This window comes from Ardenticatenales bacterium, assembly GCA_020634515.1.
Taxonomy (GTDB): Bacteria; Chloroflexota; Anaerolineae; order Promineifilales; family Promineifilaceae; genus JAGVTM01.
The window spans coordinates 563,448-582,133 of the sequence record JACKBL010000004.1; the positions used below are offsets into that span (position 1 = coordinate 563,448).

Annotated in this window: 14 protein-coding genes and 1 pseudogene; 7 read left to right on the top strand and 8 right to left on the bottom strand. The window is 61.3% G+C overall.

Annotated elements, in window-relative coordinates; genetic code table 11:
* The first annotated feature begins 15 nt into the window (after positions 1–15).
* Positions 16–330, top strand: coding sequence for an AzlD domain-containing protein (locus tag H6650_13905; protein MCB8953098.1), 315 nt, complete (start codon positions 16–18; stop codon positions 328–330).
* A gap of 136 nt (positions 331–466) precedes the next feature.
* Here H6650_13905 and H6650_13910 read toward each other — a convergent pair.
* Positions 467–677 (bottom strand): annotated as a pseudogene (locus H6650_13910) (exo-alpha-sialidase).
* A 238-nt stretch (positions 678–915) separates the two neighbouring features.
* On the opposite strand from H6650_13910, the gene H6650_13915 reads away from it, so the two are divergent.
* The gene (locus H6650_13915) at positions 916–2,964 is read left to right on the top strand and encodes an acetate--CoA ligase family protein (GenBank protein MCB8953099.1); all 2,049 of its coding nucleotides are present in this window, start codon (positions 916–918) and stop codon (positions 2,962–2,964) included.
* A gap of 132 nt (positions 2,965–3,096) precedes the next feature.
* Here H6650_13915 and H6650_13920 read toward each other — a convergent pair whose 3' ends face one another.
* The 4 genes from H6650_13920 to H6650_13935 all read right to left on the bottom strand — a co-directional run bounded on the left by H6650_13920 (position 3,097) and on the right by H6650_13935 (position 6,352).
* Positions 3,097–4,581, bottom strand: coding sequence for a hypothetical protein (locus tag H6650_13920; protein ID MCB8953100.1), 1,485 nt, complete (start codon positions 4,579–4,581; stop codon positions 3,097–3,099).
* Between the two features lie 275 nt (positions 4,582–4,856).
* Positions 4,857–5,222 (bottom strand): hypothetical protein, encoded by a 366-nt coding sequence (locus H6650_13925; GenBank protein MCB8953101.1) that lies wholly within the window; start codon positions 5,220–5,222, stop codon positions 4,857–4,859.
* A 67-nt stretch (positions 5,223–5,289) separates the two neighbouring features.
* On the bottom strand, positions 5,290–5,955 hold the full coding sequence (locus tag H6650_13930) for an SOS response-associated peptidase (protein ID MCB8953102.1): 666 nt from the start codon (positions 5,953–5,955) through the stop codon (positions 5,290–5,292).
* A 154-nt stretch (positions 5,956–6,109) separates the two neighbouring features.
* Positions 6,110–6,352: a hypothetical protein gene (locus tag H6650_13935; protein MCB8953103.1), complete on the bottom strand. Its 243-nt coding sequence runs from the start codon at positions 6,350–6,352 to the stop codon at positions 6,110–6,112.
* Between the two features lie 124 nt (positions 6,353–6,476).
* On the opposite strand from H6650_13935, the gene H6650_13940 reads away from it, so the two are divergent.
* The gene (locus tag H6650_13940; GenBank protein MCB8953104.1) at positions 6,477–7,331 is read left to right on the top strand and encodes a CoA transferase; all 855 of its coding nucleotides are present in this window, start codon (positions 6,477–6,479) and stop codon (positions 7,329–7,331) included.
* 188 nt (positions 7,332–7,519) lie between these two features.
* Here the strand turns inward: H6650_13940 and H6650_13945 are convergent, their stop codons facing one another.
* Entirely contained in the window at positions 7,520–9,970 is a 2,451-nt protein-coding gene (locus H6650_13945; protein MCB8953105.1) for a hypothetical protein, read from the bottom strand.
* Between the two features lie 117 nt (positions 9,971–10,087).
* Positions 10,088–11,938, bottom strand: coding sequence for a DUF885 domain-containing protein (locus H6650_13950; protein ID MCB8953106.1), 1,851 nt, complete (start codon positions 11,936–11,938; stop codon positions 10,088–10,090).
* 134 nt (positions 11,939–12,072) lie between these two features.
* Here H6650_13950 and H6650_13955 point away from each other — a divergent pair, with 134 nt between their 5' ends.
* Together H6650_13955 and H6650_13960 are read left to right on the top strand one after the other, a co-directional pair.
* Complete coding sequence (locus tag H6650_13955) at positions 12,073–14,025, top strand: fructose-1,6-bisphosphatase (protein ID MCB8953107.1); 1,953 nt, start codon at positions 12,073–12,075, stop codon at positions 14,023–14,025.
* Between the two features lie 51 nt (positions 14,026–14,076).
* Entirely contained in the window at positions 14,077–14,496 is a 420-nt protein-coding gene (locus H6650_13960) for a hypothetical protein (protein ID MCB8953108.1), read from the top strand.
* Positions 14,497–14,589: 93 nt separating this feature from the next.
* Here the strand turns inward: H6650_13960 and H6650_13965 are convergent, their stop codons facing one another.
* Entirely contained in the window at positions 14,590–16,005 is a 1,416-nt protein-coding gene (locus H6650_13965) for an MBL fold metallo-hydrolase (GenBank protein MCB8953109.1), read from the bottom strand.
* A 505-nt stretch (positions 16,006–16,510) separates the two neighbouring features.
* Here H6650_13965 and H6650_13970 point away from each other — a divergent pair.
* Positions 16,511–17,902 carry a cytochrome-c peroxidase gene (locus tag H6650_13970; GenBank protein MCB8953110.1) on the top strand — a complete coding sequence of 464 codons (1,392 nt, stop codon included), beginning with the start codon at positions 16,511–16,513 and terminating at the stop codon, positions 17,900–17,902.
* Between the two features lie 496 nt (positions 17,903–18,398).
* Positions 18,399–18,605 (top strand): MbtH family NRPS accessory protein, encoded by a 207-nt coding sequence (locus tag H6650_13975; protein MCB8953111.1) that lies wholly within the window; start codon positions 18,399–18,401, stop codon positions 18,603–18,605.
* The last annotated feature ends 81 nt before the right edge of the window (positions 18,606–18,686 follow it).

An 18,686-nucleotide genomic window follows, 5' to 3' on the forward strand; every position in this document is an offset into this window, starting at 1 on the left:
ACCTGGCCATTTCCCATGTCTCCCACCCTCCTCTGGCTCATCGTCATCGGCATGGGGCTGATCACTTTCAGTATCCGCCTCTCCTTCATCCAACTCCTCCACCGCGTCACCATCCTGCCGCTGCTGCGCCGGGGGCTGAAGTATGTGCCGCCGGCGGTGCTGTCGGCCATCATTTTCCCTGAGGTGTTGCGTCCGGGGGGGACGCTGGGCGTGTCGTGGGGGAACCCGCGCCTGCTGGCGGCGCTGGTGGCCGTCCTGGTGGCCTGGCGCACGCGCAACGTTCTGTGGACGATTGCTGCCGGCATGGTCGTCCTCTGGCTTCTTCTGTGAGGATAGTGGTCAGTGGATGGTGGGTCGTGGTCGATTGACAATTTGCAGTTGGTGGAAACGCGGCTTGCAACCATCATTAGGGATAAACAGGTCGTGCGTTTTGCGTGGTTGTTCGAACAGGATGTTCGGGCTACATGCCGGCATCGTCCGAGCGCCGCACCACCTGCCCGAACCAACCACTATATTGAGATGCATACAACCGATTAGGGTTCACGGGTGAGCCGTTGACGTGGTAAATCTCCCCCCCAAAAAAACGGCCCGGCCATATCCCAATGCTTGCGCGCCCCATCCGCCGTAAGAATAAACGCGCCCTTGCGCGTGCCGACCAAAACGCTTACATCGCTCATTTTTCGCTCCTTGTTGGGTTTTTGCACAACAGATGGTCCCGATTGTAGAACGTATTTTCTATTACGCAACTTGTGCATCCATGCGTGGTTCGTCAGGCGCAAGTTTGCTATCTTGCTCAGTTTATCCCGGCGCGTTATAACCGTTTAATAGTCAACAAATACGAGGCGCTGCGCGTCGTCCTGTTCGATGGCATGGATTTTTCCAGTCCCAGGCCATTATCCCGATGGAGGCCAATGCATGTTAAACACGTTGCTCAATCCACAAAGCATTGCGATTGTTGGGGCCAGCGATGACACAACCAAACCTGGTGGGAAAATACTGTACAACATCTTGCGGAAAGGGTATGAAGGGCATCTGATGCTCGTCAACCCGGCGCGCGCGTCCGTCCAGGGTGTTCTGGCTTATCCATCAATCATGGCCTTGCCGCGCATCCCGGATGTGGCGTTTTTGGCGATTCCGGCGAAGTTTGTGCGGCAGGCGCTGACGGAATTGGCGCGGAAAGGGACGAAGGTTGTGGTGGTCATCAGCGCCGGTTTTGGGGAAATGAGCGCCGCGGGCAAACGAGAGGAAGCGGAATTGGCCCGCATTGCTGATGAATATGGCATCCTTTTGCTCGGGCCTAATTGTCTGGGCGTGATGTCGTATGCTTATGCCGGCAAATTCACTCGTTTCTTGCCGGATATGATACAAGGGGGCGTGGACTTCATCAGCGGTTCCGGCGCATCCATTGACTTTCTGGCGGAGCAGGCGGTGCGGCGGGGCGTGCCGTTTAACTCCTTTGTGACGGTTGGCAATTCGGCGCAAAGCGACGTGACGGACATTTTGGGGTTGTTTGATGAAGCGTATGCCGGCAAAACCTCCGCCATCATCATCCTCTACATGGAAGTCCTCAACGAGCCGCGCGCATTCCTGCAACATGCCCGCCGCCTGAGTCGGCAGGGATGTTTGTTGGCCGGGATAAAATCAGGAACAACGGAAGCCGGCAGCCGCGCCGCCGCCAGCCATACCGGAGCCATGGTGAGCAATGACACCGTCATTCAAGCCCTCTTTGACAAAGCCGGCGTTATTCGCCTCCACTCCCGGCTGGAATTGATCGACGTAGCCAGCGCGTTGGTGTGCGTCAGGGGCCAACTGGACGGGAACAGAGTTTGCGTCTTCAGTGACGCGGGCGGCCCCGGCGTCATGCTCGCGGATGAATTGAACCGGCACGGCTTCGTCGTGCCCATCCTGCGTGAATCGACCCAGGCGCGCATTGCCGGGGTGCTGCCGATGGGCGCGGGCGTCAGCAACCCCATTGATTGCCTGCCCACGAGAACGGGAGAGATGATAGCCCAGGTATTTAACATCATTCAGGAAGAAGAAGCAGACAACATTGATTACATTTTGTTCATCATGGGAGATTCCGGACTGTCCGACATCTGGGAAATCTACAAGGTTGTGGGCGAGGCGATGAACACCCTTTCCATCCCCATCCTCCCCGCCTTTTGCTCGGTCATTTCCTCCTCTCCCGCGCTGCAAAAGTTCCGCGAGATGGGCAAATGCTATTTTGAGGACGAAGTCTCCATGGGGCGCGCCCTGGCCCGTATCGTCAACCGCCCCCGCGTGACGGATCCCGAGACGGAGCTGGCGAATTACGATGATGCGCGCATCCGGTCCGCTTTAGCGGGTCAGAACGGTCCCCTGTCGCCCCGGCTGACGCGCGAAGTGTTGGCCGCGGCGGGCTTCCCGTTTCCCGACCAGCAGGAGCTAACGGAGAAGGCGGCATTGGCACATATCGCTTTTCCGTTCCCCTGGGTGATGAAGGTGATGGGACCGCTGCACAAAAGTGACGTGGGCGGCGTGCGGTTGGGCATTCATTCACGGGCCGAAGCGGAGTGGGTCTGGGATGAACTGCTGGCGATTGACGGTGCATATGGCTGCGTGGTGCAGCGGATGATCTCCGGCATCGAGGTCATTATGGGCGCGAAGCGGGAGGCGGGGTATGGTCATCTGGTGGCGTTTGGCCTCGGAGGAATCTACACGGAAATACTCCAAGACGTGAGCTTTCATCTGGCCCCGCTCTCCCTGGCCGAAGCCAGGAACATGATTCGCGCCATCAAGGCTTTTCCCCTGCTAAACGGCGTGCGCGGTGAACCGGGCATGGATGTGGAGATGCTGACGACGTGGCTGCTCAGAATCGGCCGTTTCGTGACGGATTTTCCCCAGGTTCAGGAGATGGACTTAAACCCGGTGAAAGGGTACGGCGGGGATCTTTACGTGGTTGATGCGCGCATTATTGTGTCGTAGCCGGTCTATCAAAGTAATCAACGGGACACTGGTGTTTTTGACGCGGAGGCTTCCGCCGGCCCACATATGGGGTTTACCCGGCTAAAGCCTCGACTCCGATCACCCAGTATGGATTTCGCCAGACTCAAGTCATCAATTATTCCGGTCCCTGCCCCGCCACAGTCGCCATCCCACCCAGGCGACCAGCGCGGCGGCGAATCCCAGGCTGAGATAGGGGGCGGCGGGGGTGTCCGTGCCGGCACTCAAGGCAACAGATGGCGTCGGTGTGGTCGTCAGCGTCGCCGCCGTCCCCGTTACCGCCTGCGCGCGCGCATCCAGCGAACGCGCCGCCGTTTCCGCCTGTCGCCCGCTGCCCTCCGTGGGCGTCCCCGTCACTGTCGTGCGCGTCTCCCGCGCTTCGCTGGCGTACATCAGGTTCCCGTCCGCCACCCCCCCGGCGTCATCCACCAACAGCAGCCAGGCATCCGCCGCCCCCGCGCCAAAAGCAAACGTATGCCCCGCCAACAGCGTGCCGCCCGCCTGCCCCAGCGCGACGCTGTTTGCCGCGTCCGCCGCCACGCTGCCCCCGTACGCCCGCTGCCACACGAGTTGACCATTCGCGTCCAGCCGCGCGGCCCAGGCGTCTCCATTCCCCGCCCCAAACGAATCCGTCGCCCCCACCACCAACAGCCCTTTATCCGGCAAGCGCAGCAGCCCATGGGTCTCATCCGTGCCTACGTCGCCAAGCGCGAACTGCCACACCACCTCCCCCGCCGTATCCAGTTGCCACACCCACGCATCCCGCCCCCCCATGCCCAGGGAATCGGTGTAGCCGGCAACCACCACGCCCCCATCCGCCGTCGGCTGTAGCGCGCGCGCCCCATCCGCCAGCGCCCCGCCATACCGATTCTGCCACAACACGTTCCCCTCCCGGTCCAGCTTCAGCACCCAGGCGTCGCTCAACGCCGCCCCAAAAGACCACGTTTCGCCGGCCACGACGAAGTTGCCGTCCGTCGTTCCCACCACCGCCGCAAACGTATCCACCGCCGCGCCGCCATAGGCCATTTGCCAGATCACCTCTCCCGCCGCGTCCAGCCGCCACACCCAGCCATCGTCCCCGCCCGCGCTGCCGGAACTGGTGCTTCCCGCCACCCAGTAGCCGCCATCCAGGGGAGACCAGATGGCGCTGGCCGTTTCGTTACCCGTGCCGCCATAGGCGTTTTGCCACAAGCTGCGCCCCTGCACATCCAGGCGCGCTACCCAGGCGTCCTGCCCCACCACGTCGAAAGAGCGCGTGGTTCCCACGGCCACGAATCCCCCCGCCGCCGCATTGACCACGGCGGCAAACGTGTCGTCTTCCGCGCCGCCATACACCTTTTGCCACACCACCCCGCCGTCGTCATTGAGCCGCCACACCCAGCCATCCTGCTTGCCCGCGCCAAACGAATCCGTATAGCCCGCCGCCAGGTAGCCCCCCTCTTCCAGTGTCACCACGGAGGCGGCGAAATCGGAGCCGGGGCTGCCATAGGTCAAGGCCCAGCCTTGCTGCTGTAGCCAGGTAAAGCCCAATGCGCCTGCCAGCAGGCTGAGGAGGAACCAGAGGGAGCGGGGGGGGATAGTGTGCCGGGTTTGCTTCATTATATGTGACTCTACTGAAAAAAGGCCAAAAACCGGGTTTTTGCACATGAACCACTCTGGTAATTTCAGCCGAACAATCAAAAAACCCGGTTTTTTCAGTGAACTCATATGTAACTGCTGACGTTCTCGTGGGCTGAGCTTGTCGAAGCCCATGTCGCCTTCGGCAGGCTCAGGCAACGGACTAAAGGCTCAGGCAACGGACTAAAGGCTCAGGCAACGGACTAAAGGCTCAGGCAACGGGCTAAAGGTTCAGGCAATGGGCCAGATGGTCACCATCATCTATTGCTTTCCAGGGAAAAGGGGTTCCCTTCGGGATCGACGCCGTTGACCACGCGCGTGCCGGGGGCGGCCTCAAACAGGTCGCCCAGGGAGACGCCTTGAGCCAGCAGCGCCCGGCGTGCTTCCTCAATCTGGGCGACGCGGAACACGATTTTGGGCGCATCCCGCCCCAGGTCGCGCTGCCCGCCGCCGTGCAAGGCCAGCGTACACGCGCCCGTGCCAAATGTGACCCAGGACTCGGCGCTGTAGTCAACCAACCCGCGCGGATAGGTCACTTCCAGGCCAAGAAGGTCACGGTAGAAACGCACCTGCGCGTCCATGTCTTGGGCGTATAAGATAATCTCCATCAGTTCCAGAATCATCTCTCCTTGCCAGAAACCGGGTTTTTCCTTCGAGAACCAGGTTTCTTGGGCTAAAAACCCGGTTTCTTTACACGATTTGTATGCAGTCGGGCGAGTCGTTGAAGGGGCTGTTGACGAGGGTGCTGACGGGGTAGGCGCTCATGTTTGCGGCGGGGTAGGGTTGCAACAGGGGCTGCACCATGTCGGGGCGCTGGCTGTGGGGGTCGAGCCAGGCGGTGTATTGCTCCGGGGGGATGATGAGGGGCATTCGGTTGTGGATGGGGCGCAGTAGTTCGTTGGGTTCGGTGGTGAGGATGGCGCAGGATTCGACTTCGGAGCCGTCAGAAGCGATCCAGCGTTCCCAAATGCCGGCAATTCCCCACACACCCCCATCCCGTGCCATAATGTACATCGGCTGCTTCTTCCCGTTCAACTTCCGCCACTCGTAGAAACCTGATGCCGGCACCAGGCAGCGTCGGTACCTGAATGCGGCGCGGAAGGAAGGTTTTTCCGCGACCGTTTCCGCACGGGCGTTGATCATGCGCGCTCCCATGCCAGGGTCTTTCGCCCAGGAAGGAATCAGGCCCCAATGGAGATACGTGAGTTCCCGTTGTCCATTGGCCGCGACGCGGACCACGGCGACGGGCTGCGTGGGCGCGATGTTGTAGCGGGGCGCTAATGGCGGCATTTCCGCCAACGCAAACTGAGCCGCCACATCTTCCGTGGCCGCGGCCAGGGTAAATCGTCCACACATATTAGCCTCCTATCGCGCGGGCACGCGAACAGATGCCTGCCAGGGTGATTGGGGAGAATGTGGGCGGCAGAGGAGAACCCAATGCCGGCACAAGACCATATGTTCTTATTCTACCTGACCACAAAGCGGCTGACGAATTTCCCCCACCTCGCCATCACTCCCCACTGCCCGCCCCCGCGTACATCGTGCCCCAGGACATCGCGGATGGGCGGCTCCGCTCCTGGCAGCGCAGATTTCGATTACTTGCATGACGCCAGAAATATGTTTGCTCCCCCGTGACCATCAGGCGGCGGCTGCGTAAGATCAATTCCCCACCGCAGGTCGGGCAATACGCCGTGTCAGGCGCATCCACATCCGCTAAAATAGATTCACCATTTGCTAAACACGCAGTCTTCATCGTATCCGACCTCACTCACCAAAACTGATACCCAAAACGACTACTTGACGATAGCAGCGGCGGCTTAAGACAGCAATTAAGCACAACACAGCCGAACTGTTATCCCGGTGATGGCTTGGGGCGGATGCAGTCGAAAATACCTATGCTCAAAATCACTGTCATTACCCTGGCCATCAACATTCCCGGGCCTGTTGCCGTCGCCCGTTTGCGCCAACTGGGGGCCAACGTGACCAAAATCGAACCGCCCACGGGCGATCCTCTGGCGCTCGCCGCCCCCGCCTGGTATGACCACCTGCATCAAGGTGTGCGCGTCATCGCCCTGGACCTGAAGCGGGAAGCGGACCGGGCGCAATTGGAGCCGTTGCTGGCGTCCGCCGACCTGTTGCTAACCTCCATGCGCCCGCGCGCGCTGGCGCGCCTGCGTCTGGATGCCGCGTCCGTGGCCGCGCGTCACCCCCATCTCTGCCAGTTGTCCATTGTCGGCTACCCCGGTCCCCAGGCCAATGAGGCCGGCCATGATCTCACGTACCAGGCCAGCCTCGGCCTCGTGCAGCCGCCGCGGCTGCCACGCACGCTATTGGCGGATCTGGCGGGCGCGGAGCGGGCAGTGAGCGAGGCGCTGGCGCTGCTGTTGGCGCGGGCGCAGGGCCAGGGGGCGGCAGCCACGGAGCTGGCGCTTTCCGCGGCTGCCACGCCTTTTGCCGACCCGTGGCGGTATGGTTTGACGCGCCCGGAAGGGGTGCTGGGGGGCGGCATTCCGGGCTACAACTTGTATGAGACGCGGGACGGATGGGTGGCGCTGGCGGCGTTGGAGCCGCATTTTTGGCGGCGGTTTTTGGACGCGATGGGGAGTGGGGGCGAGAATGCCGGCATTTCCCCCGCCCCCGACCTCGCCCACTTTTTCCGCCAACGCCCGACCGCCGAGTGGCTCGCCTGGGCCAGGGCGCACGACATCCCCCTGGCGGCTGTTGCCGAATAGGGCGGATAGACGCGGATGAGGTCAGCGTGTCTTTTCTGTCGTTGATGGGTGATGTGGGGGATTTGTTTTTGGTGTTACTGACTACGCGAAAAGCCACCATGCCGGCATTGTCCTTCAACGCCGGGCTGTTTGTTCGTTGTGTTTCTTGTCTTTGGCTACACGAAATGTTACGCGCCGACCGAACCCGACTAACGCCGCGCAAAAACGGGCAGGTAAAGCTGGTGACTGCCCTGCGTGGCTTCCGTCATAATTAGCGTCACGGCAAAGATGGCCGGGTCCGTCGCCGAAGTCGCGCGCAAGATAACGGTATCCGCCGCGCCCATCTCCGCCAGCGGCGACAGCACCACGGTCACCACCAGCGCGCGGCTTTCGCCCACGGCCATGTCCGCCAGAATCGCCATCTCGCCCGCATACGGGGGCGCGAACTGCGTGAACCAGCCGTAGGTGGCTAACGTCATGGTGTAACTATCCGAAATGTTGCCGGCATTTGTCACCGTAATAACGTAGCTCACCATCCCGCCGGGAACCGTGCCCCCACTCAGGGAAGCAGGCAGCCAGATCGCCGGCGCGGTCGCCGCCTGGGACGTCAACGCCGTCGTCGTAAACAGGGTATTGAATCCCAGCGACGCCACTTCCAGCAGCGCCGTATCCGTCACACCCGCCGCCGTCCCCAGAGGGACGCTGACGACCACCTGGAAGAATAAGACGCCGCCCGGAGCCAGCGGCTCCGTTTCCGTCATCGGCGGGCTGAACTGCGTCGGCCAGGTGTTGCCGGACAGGAACAGCGCGTATGTGTCCGTGATGTTTCCGTCGTTTTCCAGCCCCACGGTGTAGGTGACGGCCCCGCCCGGACGCCCCGCGCCTCCACCAACGGCTACAATGTCAAACGAGGGATCCGCCGCGGCCACGGTGGTCACGGTTGTCGTCGGGCCAAAGGCGGGGTCCACGGGGGTGGATAGCGCCAGCACGGCGGTATCTTGTGTCCCGGCTACGGCTTCCCGGGGCACGCTGACGACGACAGTCAGTGAGAGGCTTTGCCCGGTGGTCAGGGGGCCTGTGTGGTCGAGTGCCGGCATTAACCCCACCTCCCACGCCGCCCCCGTCAACGAAACATTATAATCGTAAATCGAAGTACTCGTGTTCGTCAGCCAGACGGTATAAGTGACCACGTCCTTGGGCGTGCCCAGGCCCGTCTGTGCCGGCGAGAGCAGCGCCGCGGGCGCGGCCAACGCCACGCTGCGTAGGGTGGTGGCGATCTCCGCGCCATCATTCTGCCACGACGACACCAGCAGCACGGCCTCATCCGCCACGCCCACGGGCGTATTTGCCGGCACGGTCACCGTCACCAATACGGTCTGCGCCGCGCCCGCCACCAGCGGCAGCGTCTGCGTCATCGGCGGCGCAAATGCCGTCGGCCAGCTAAACCCGCTCAAACTCAGCGCATACTGGTCGGCTACCCCGCCGGTGTTCGTCACGGCCACGCTGTAGGTGATCACGGAGCCGGGTAGCCCACCCCCCGTTTGCGCCGGACTGACGTTGACGCCGGGTCCACTGTTGCGTGTGCTGATGGTGGCGGTGGCGATGATGCCGGCATCCAACCGCGACGCCGCCCACACAAAAGCCACATCCGTGCCAATCACCGGATTCGGCGGCAACGTCACCATCACCCCCACGTCCGCGCTTTCGCACGGCGCCAGCGCCGCCGTCTCCGTCAATGGATTCGTGAACGTGGCATCCCAGAGCGTCGTCGGCCACGACGCGCCCCCTGCCTGCAAACCGAAGCTGTCCGCCTCGGTCCCCGTATTCGTCACCGTCAGCGTATACGTGACCGCCTGCCCCGGTTCCCCCACGCCCTCTGCCTCCGGCGTGATGGACACACCCGCCACTGCCGGCATCTCGCCCACGCCATACCAGACCGCCAGACCATCATGCAGCGCGTTTTCCGCCGGCACCCCGGTATCCACATACAAAATGCCCGCGCTCCCGGTCTGATCCTCAATCCCCGCCACCGCGAAAAGCGCGCTGGACATCGCCAGATACTGCACGCGCACATCCCCCGTATCCAGGTCCAGGATCACCTCAAACGTATCCGCGGCCCCTAACAGATTCTCATACTTGTAATACTCAATCACAAACCAGTTCCGCCCCTGGCTGGTCTCGTGCAGCGTGTACACAGCCGCGTCCGGGTCATCAAACGTGTGCAAATAGATGTTCCCCCAGGCGGCGTAAATCGCCCCGTTCGGGTCCAGTGGCGTCGCGTTGGGAATGGGCGGGATGCCGCTGGGCGCATCGTCGTCGTACAGGTTGTCGTCCCCAAACAGCACGGTGGCAAAGTCGTTGAACCAGACATGATCATACGCCTCGCCATAAAAGGTGAAGCTCTGGCTCAGCGGCAGCGTCACGGACACATAATCGGGCAAATCCAGATCGCCCGCGTCCAGGTCCCAGCGCGTTCCTCCCGTGGCATCCACCCACTGAAACGTCACGCCGCTGCCGCACGTATCGCTGTCCGCCACGCTGTAATCCGTGCGCGGCGCGGCAACCGCCACCGGCGGCGCGCCTGCCAACCCGCGCCACACCCCGCCCACCAGCGCGGCTCCTAACAACAGCGGCAGCAAAACAAGCAATCGACGTTTCATAGCAATCTCCTGGCACAAAACATGAGGACGGCATGTAGACTTTCGGTGTATTCATCTCCCCTTCGGGGCGATCCCCATTATGCCTCACATTGTCGGATCAGGCTTTCCGCGTCACCCTCATTGTTCCGTTACCCAATCCGTCACCAGTTCCTCCAGGATGGGGAAGGGCACGCTGCCGTTTTGCAGGATGAGGTCATGGAAGGCGGCGATGTCGAAGGCGCCGCCGAGCGCGGTTTGCGCCTGGTCGCGCAGGCGCAGCAGGGTGAGCTGCCCCACTTTGTACGTCACGGCCTGCCCGGGCCAGACGATGTACCGCTCCACCTCGCCGACGGCCACGCTTTCCGGCCAGTTCATCGTCTGCACAAAGTAGTCAATGGCCTGCTGCCGCGTCCAGCCCTGGGCGTGAATGCCCGTGTCCAGCACGAGGCGCACGGCGCGGAACAACTCCGCCTGTAGGCGACCATAATCCCCATACGGGTCGTCTGTGTAGACGCCATAATCCGCCGCCAGCCGCTCCGCATAGAGCGCCCATCCCTCGGCGAAGCCCGTGAGGACGGTGGCGCGGCGAAAGGTAGGTAGGCTGGTCTCCTCCACCTGAATAGACAACTGGAAGTGATGGCCGGGCACGCCTTCGTGGTAGGCCAGCGTGGGCAGTTCCACGAAAGAGATGAAGCGCCCCTGGGATAGGTTGGCGGAGAAGTAGCCGGGACGGGAGCCATCAACGGGCGGGGCGTTGTAGTAGGCGAGGGAGCCGCCACCGCGAAAATCGGGGACGGGCACGATTTGCAGCGCCGCCCGTGGGCGCAGGTTAAACGCGGCGTCCATCTTGGCCATGCCCCGGTCCATCGCCGACTGGTAAGCGGCAATCGCCGCGTCGCGGTCTGCCTGGGAAGCGATGGAGATGCCGCCGCCGGCCTGGTACATCTGCCCCGTGCCCCGCACCAGGTCGGTGGAGAAGCCTTGCGCCACCAGCAGGTCGCGCATTTCTTCCTGGATGCGGGCCACTTCTTGCAGGCCGAGCGCGTGAATCTCGGCGGCGGTGAGGTCCGTGCTGGTGTGATGGCGCAAGGCGTAGGCGTAGTAGGCGTCACCGTTGGGCAGCTTCCAGACGCCATCGTCGGTGGTGGCCTGCTGGCGCAGCTCGCGCAAGGTGGCGGCGAGGCGATCATAGGCGGGATACACGGTGTTTTCTACCTCCGCCAGCGCGGCGGCGGCGATGGTTTCCTTGTCGGCGGCGCTGATGTTGTCCAATTCTTGCAAGCGGCGGTGGAATTCGGCGTAGAAAAGGCTCTGCGCGGCGGGCTGCCCGGTGATGCTGCCCATTTCCGCCAGCACGCGGTCAAAAACGAATCGGGGTGGAATCATGCCGGCATCCGCGCGTACCCCCAAAGCAACGATAGCCTGGTCGAATTTGACGCCTACCTGCGCCAAACGGGCAACGTAATCTTGCGCGTCTGGCAAATGCCGTAGTGGGTGAACATAAGCCATGAACGTGGGCAGGCTGTTCTGGATGCCGAACACCTGGTTGACGGGATAATCATGGAGGGCAAAGTCGTGACCACGCACCTGATCATCCAGCAGCCAGATGTAAATGTCGCGGGAAACGCGCTGCGCGGGGGTGAGCGTGGCGGGATCCAACGCTTGGAGACGGGCCAGATTGCCGGCAGCAAGCTGATACGTTTCCTCCTGATAAGCGGGGGAGACGTTGGTCAATTCGTCCTGGGGAATGCCAAAGGCATCGGCGAGGCCCAGTTCCGTGGCCCATTCGGGATCACGGCGCAGCATTTGGGCGAAGATTTGCGCGAAGAGGGCGTCCGGGTCGAGGGCGTCCCACTGCTCCGGGGACACGGGCGTGACGGGGGCCAGCGTGGCGGCGGGCGTGGGCGCGGTGGTGGGGGTGATGGGTGGGGAAGCGCGGCAGGCAACCAGAACGAGGAGTAAGGCAAGGAGGGTGAAATACCGTTTCATGGGAACCTCCGTGGGTGAGGACCGGCGCAGAAATGATGTTCCTGATGCCGGCACGCCATTCCTGGCAACGGTCCGGTTTATGCTATTATACAGGCATCTGGCCCGGGATTTCCAGACACAACGAAGGAAAGCACATGGAAGAACGAGAACGACATTACCTGCAACTGCTGGCGCGACAGTATCCCTCTATTCAAGCGGCGGCCACGGAGATCATCAACCAAACGGCCAATTTGCAGTTACCCAAAGGAACGGAACACTTCCTGTCCGACATCCACGGGGAGTATGAGGCGTTCCGCCACGTCCTGCGCAGCGGGTCGGGGTCGATCAAACGCAAGATTGACGAGCACTTTGGCAACGAATTGACGGAACTGGCGCGGCGGCATCTGGCAACCCTCATCTACTACCCGGAGCAGGCCTTATCGCACGAACTGCGGGGCGTTTCCGACGCGGGCGAATGGTATCGTATCACGTTGTTTCGGCTCATTCGCCTCTGCCGCGTGGTTTCTTCTAAGTATACGCGGGGGATGTTGCGGGCGGCGATGCCGGCACATTTCGCCGCCACCATCGAAGAACTCCTCCACGAACAGGAAGGAATCGAAAACAAACACGAGTATTACCAGACCATCATTGACACCATCATCGACACCGGCCAGGGACGCACCTTCATCACCGCCCTGGCCTACCTGATCCAGCGATTGGCGATTGCCCGTCTGCACATCATCGGCGACATCTACGACCGCGGGCCGGGGGCGCACAACATCATGGACACCCTCATGGCCTACCATTCGCTGGACATCCAATGGGGCAATCATGACATTGTGTGGATGGGGGCCGCCGGCGGCAGCGAAGCGTGCATCGCCAACGTCATCCGCATCGGCTTGCGCTACGGGAACATGGAAACCCTGGAAAACGGGTACGCCATCAGCATGTTGCCCCTCGCCTCCTTTGCCGTGGACGTTTACGGCCACGACGACTGCGCCCTGTTTCACCCGCAACTCGCCAACGCGGCGGAGTACACGGAAAACGAACTACGGCTGATGGCCCAAATGCACAAGGCCATCACCATCATCCAACTCAAACTGGAAGCGCACATCATCCGGCGGCGGTCCCACTACCGCATGGAAAACCGCCTCCTGCTGGACAAGCTGGACCTGGAACGAGGCGTCGTCGTCCTGGACGGTCAGGAACACCCGCTGCTGGACAGCCATTTTCCCACCATCGACCCGCAAGACCCCTACGCCCTCACCGCGCGCGAAGAGATGGTCATGGAGCGACTGCGGCTCTCCTTCGCCAACAGCGAACGGCTGCAGAAGCACATCCGCTTCCTCTACAGCAAAGGCAGCATGTACCTCGTCTATAACGGCAACCTCCTCTACCACGGCTGCATCCCCATGCACCACGACGGCTCCTTCTGGGTTTTCCGCACTGAGGGGCAGGAATTCACCGTCCAATCGTATATGGATCGCTTCGACATGCTGGCGCGGCAGGGCTACTTCGCCGACGACCCCGCGCAAAAGCAGTATGGCCTGGACGCCATGTGGTATCTCTGGAGCGGCTCCCACTCCCCCTTGTTCGGCAAAGACAAGATGGCGACTTTTGAACGATATTTCATCGCCGACAAGGCCACGCACAAAGAAAGCATGAATCCATATTACCAGTTCCGCGACCGGGAAGAGACGGCGCGGCGCATTCTGGCACACTTTGGCCTGGACCCGGAAACGGGGCACATCATCAATGGGCACGTGCCGGTGAAGGTGCGAAAAGGAGAAAGCCCGATCAAGGCCGGCGGCAAGCTGCTCGTCATTGATGGCGGATTTGCGCGGGCATACCAGAAGGAAACGGGAATTGCCGGTTACACGCTCATTTTCAACTCCTACGGGCTGATGCTGGCCTCGCACGAGCCATTTGAGTCCACGCAGAAGGCGATTGACGAAGCGCGAGACATCCATTCCAAAACCAGCATCCTGGAAGCGAACACGACGCGGCTGCGGGTGAAGGATACGGATGAGGGCCGGGCGGCGCGGCGGCACATCGCGGACTTGCGGGCGCTGCTAGAAGCGTATCGCGGCGGGGTGCTCAAGGGTTAAGGGCGTACGCTCTCTGGGGATTGGACCAATCTAAAAAGGAAAGGAGGTCTAATGATGAACGAGAAAACGCGACAAGACCGGTGGTTTATCTATGTCGTTGCCGCTTTTCAGTCATTTATTGGCCTGGGCGGAGTGGCCGGTGGTCTGGGATTGGTGTTGGATCCCAGCGGAGACAATTTAGGGCTGCCACTGGCATGGCTGTCCCGGTCACCCTTTGCGGATTATCTCATTCCAGGCCTTGTTTTGCTGGTCGTGATCGGCGGGGGCACGCTGCTGGGGGGTATGCTGACACTGCGCCGCCACCGTTATGCGGCGGAAGCGGCGATGGCGCTGGGCGGGTTGCTGATGTTGTGGATTGTGGCGCAAGTGTGGTGGATTGGCCTCTCCCACTGGCTGCAGCCGGTTTATTTTGCTTTCGGTGTGGTGGAGTTGAGCCTGGGGCAACGAATGGGGAAGCTGCGTGGTATTTGACGGGTGGCGAATGCGTCCTTGACCCGTTACCGAAAAAGCCTCAAGCCAATCCAGAAAATCATCCCCTTGGACCACTTTTTTTCTGGATTGGCTTTAGTCGTTTGCCAGCGGCAGGCCGTGGGCGGTCCACTCAAGTATGCCGCCGCTGAGGTTGAGGACGTTGGCTGCGCCGCGGGCTTGCAGGATGCTGGCCCCAATAGCGGAGCGGCTGCCGGAGTGGCAGTTGACGAGCAGCGTTTCTCCGTTTACCAGTTCGTGGGCGCGGTCTGGCAGGTAGCCGAGCATGATGTGGCGCGCGCCGGGGATGTGGCCTTCATCCCACTCCGATTGGGCGCGCACGTCTATGACTTTTATTTGCCCGCGCAGCACCCGGTCGGCAATGTGGTCGGCGCTAACGGGTTGGTAGGATTGCACGGGATGGCCCATATCGCGCCATTGGGCGATGATGGCGGTGGGGAAGTAGCCGGCGACGTTGTCCAGGCCGATGTAGGTCAGACTGCCTACGGCGTCGGCGAGGGCGTCGGCGTCGGCAATCAGGTAGAAGGGGTCGTGGTAGTTGAGCAGCCAGCCGGCCCATTCGGCGAGGTCGGCGAGGGGGATGTTGAGGGTTCCGGGGATGTGTGCGGCGGCAAAGGCGTCGGCGGCGCGGGTGTCGATGATGGGGGTGTTGGCGTGGAGGAGATGGGGGAGGGTGGATGCCGGCATTTCCCCCACATCCAACATCCCACCCAAAATCCGCGGCCCTTCCTTATTCACCCGCTTCATCATCGCAAAATAAGTCGGCGGCTCCGGCTGCCCCTCCAACAGCATATGCACAAACGCCTCCTCATCCTCATACCCCAACGCCGCGTTAAACAACTTCTCATACCCCACCGTACTGGAGGGAACCGATCCCAACCCCTTGCCACAGGCGCTGCCCGCCCCATGCGCCGGCCACACCTGCACATAATCCGGCAACTGCCGGAACCGACGCAGCGAGTGAAACATCTGCCGCGCCCCCAAAACCGACGTATTGGCAATACCCGCCGCCTTTTCCAACAGATCAGGCCGCCCCACGGCCCCCACAAAGACAAAGTCCCCCGTGAATATGCCCATCGGCCTGTCCGCGCCCGCCGTATCCGTGAGCAGGAAGGAGATGTGTTCCGGCGTATGGCCGGGCGTGTGCATCACCTCCAGGCGAATGTTGCCCACCATGAACGTGTCGCCATCGCGCAAAAGTTGATGCGCGTATTCCTGCACATACTGGTACTTCCAATCCGCGCCCCCCTCATCCGACACATACAGCCGCGCCCCCACGCGCGCCGCCAACTCCCGCGCGCCGGACACATAATCAGCGTGGATGTGTGTCTCCGCCACACCCACCAGCCGCATCTCCTCACGCTCCGCCGCACGCAGATATATCTCTACGTCGCGCCCCGGATCAACGATAAGCGCCTCACCGGTGGCCTGGCAGCCAACCATGTAGGAAGCGTGCGCGAGTTGTTGGTTGTAGAAGTATTTGAGCAGCATGGAAGAACTCCTGCAAGAAACTTCCCGCAAAACGGTTTCCGGGAAGGGGGGTCGTTAACGGAGGACGCGCAGCAACAAGAGCATGAGAAACATCATCAGCAGAACAAAGCCGCAGCCAAAGCAGCCAGGACCGCGCCGGCGCCACATGCCCGGACGAGCCCAGGCGCGCCGCGCCCATCGTCTTCTACGCCAATAGAGTCTGTTACGCATCATGATTATCCCCATGAAAGACAGTGGATAGAGGTCAGTGGTAAAAAGCGGTCGGTCGGCGATGCGCCAGCCTATCGATAAATTGTGGCGCAATTGGCTTCTTCCGCCCACTTTTTGCTTATTTTCTTTTAGCTACGCCTTAACAGGGTGACATTGGATGGCCACTCCGTCGCTTATCCTCCCTTCCTTTGACATGGCAGGCGAAGTCGGGCAAAATGGACTGGCATTCGTTGCTTCACGCGCGACCTATGTCGCCGCGACAAGGCCGATGGTCATTTATAAGGATGGTTTCGTCATGTTCCGTAACGGCGCCTTCATCAGCAAAGTAACGCTTTTCATTTTATTAGTGGCCGTCGTCCTGGCCGGGAGCGGGTGGCTGATGTACACAGCCATGCGCAGGCTAACCGCGTCGCCATCTCTGGATGAACAACTGCGGACGGTTTTGGTTGATGCCGGCATTTCTCCCCTCGACACCGGCCCGGCCCCCGACCCCGCCAAAGTCCAACTTGGCGAAGCCCTCTTCTTCGACAAAGAACTCAGCGGCAACCGCGACATCTCCTGCGCCACCTGCCACCACCCCCTCCTGCACACCGGCGACAGCCTCTCCATCTCCTTTGGCACGGGCGGGCAAGGCCTGGGCACAGCCCGCGTCATGGGCGACGGGCGCGCCCTCGTCCCGCGCAACGCCACGGAAATCTTCAACCGCGGCGCCGTTGAGTGGAACCAACTCTTCTGGGATGGGCGCGTCTCCGGCAGCCCCGCCGCCGGTTTCGTCACGCCCGCGGGCGACGCCCTCCCCCCCGGCCTGGACAGCGTGCTGGCGGCGCAGGCGATGTTCCCCGTCACCTCTCAAGATGAAATGCGCGGCACACAGGGGGATTATGCCGGCAACGGCCAGATCAACGAAATCGCCCTGCTGGACGCCGACGACCTCCCCGCCATCTGGAAAGCCCTCATGTTCCGCCTCCTGGCCATCCCTGAATACGACACCCTCTTCCAGGCCGCCTACCCCGACATCCCCCGTGACCAACTCGGCTTCCAACACGCCGCCAACGCCATCGCCGCCTACGAAATCGCCACCTACACCTTCCTCGACAGCCCCTGGGACCGCTACGTCGCCGGCGACACAACCGCCATCTCCAACGAAGCCAAAGCCGGCGCGCTCCTCTTCTATGGCGAAGCCGACTGCGCCCGCTGCCACCGCGGCAACCTGCTCACCGACCAGCAATACTACAACATCGGCGTGCCCCAATTAGGCCCGGGCAAGAAAAACGAAGAAGGATACGACTTTGGCCGCTACCTGGAAACCAACGCTCCGCAAGACCTCTTCGCTTTCCGCACGCCCCCGCTGCGCAATGTCGCCCTCACCGGCCCCTGGATGCACAACGGAGCGTATCGCTCACTAGAAGATGCGGTACGCCATCATCTGGACCCGGTCGCCTATCTGCGCAACTACAACGAAAGCCAACTCATGCCCATTCTACAGGCCACCTGCAAAGAAGATGAGGCCACCATCCAGGCGCTCTTAAACGGCCTGGACCCACTCGTCGCCACGCCCAAGCAGCTATCCGACACGCAGGTGCGGCAGTTAATGGCCTTCCTCTACGCCCTCACCTCCCCCTCCGCCCTGGATCAGACCGCCGCCGTGCCAGAGAACGTCCCCAGTGGCCTATCCGTAAATGATTAGGGTTCGTGCAAAATTGGCTTTGGACTATCCAACAAGCAAGAAACCTCCCGGCACATCCGTTATTTCCCATCAGGCGGATTGAACCCATCCGTCCGATTACCCATCTCGGACTATGGTCCTATACGCACGCCATAAATCCGTGCGTAAAATGGATTGCGTTACACTGCTCGATGCCAATGACTACATTCTTGTGGGCCGAACCTTCTGCCTGGCCTGACATCTGGAAACTGGAATACAAACGGTCACAAATCACATAGATAATGCCGATCTAGTTCTCTCCGCGTCATTCCGTGCCTGGCTGCGTCCCGGTTCACGCTTTTGCTGAATTTCACGAGGACTTTACGGAATTTTCCCCGTTTTTCGCCATAATGTAGGTATCGTGCAACTACTCATCATCCAAAGGTGCGACACACGCATGAACACCGTTTTCGTCATGCGGCACTCTGCAAAAATGCGTCACCTGGTATAGACACGGCAGATAGACATAGGAGAGATAATGTTTCGTGGTAAGAGCAAGCAATTCAAGGTTGTGAAAAACGATCGGGGAGAATATGCTGTCTGGCACGCGGATGCGGGACAATCAGCCAAATGGGATGAAACGGGTTGGGTGGGGTCGGTGGAAGAATGCCGGCAATTCGTCGAATCTCGCCGTTTTGCCGGCAAAACCCTGTTTGCCTCCCTGGCCGCGAAAACCAATCGCTAATCCCCCTCCTCAGTCACCTTCACGTAAGAGATAGCTCGGTGAGCTATCTTTTTTGTTTTCAGGCCACTGGCGTTTTTGGCG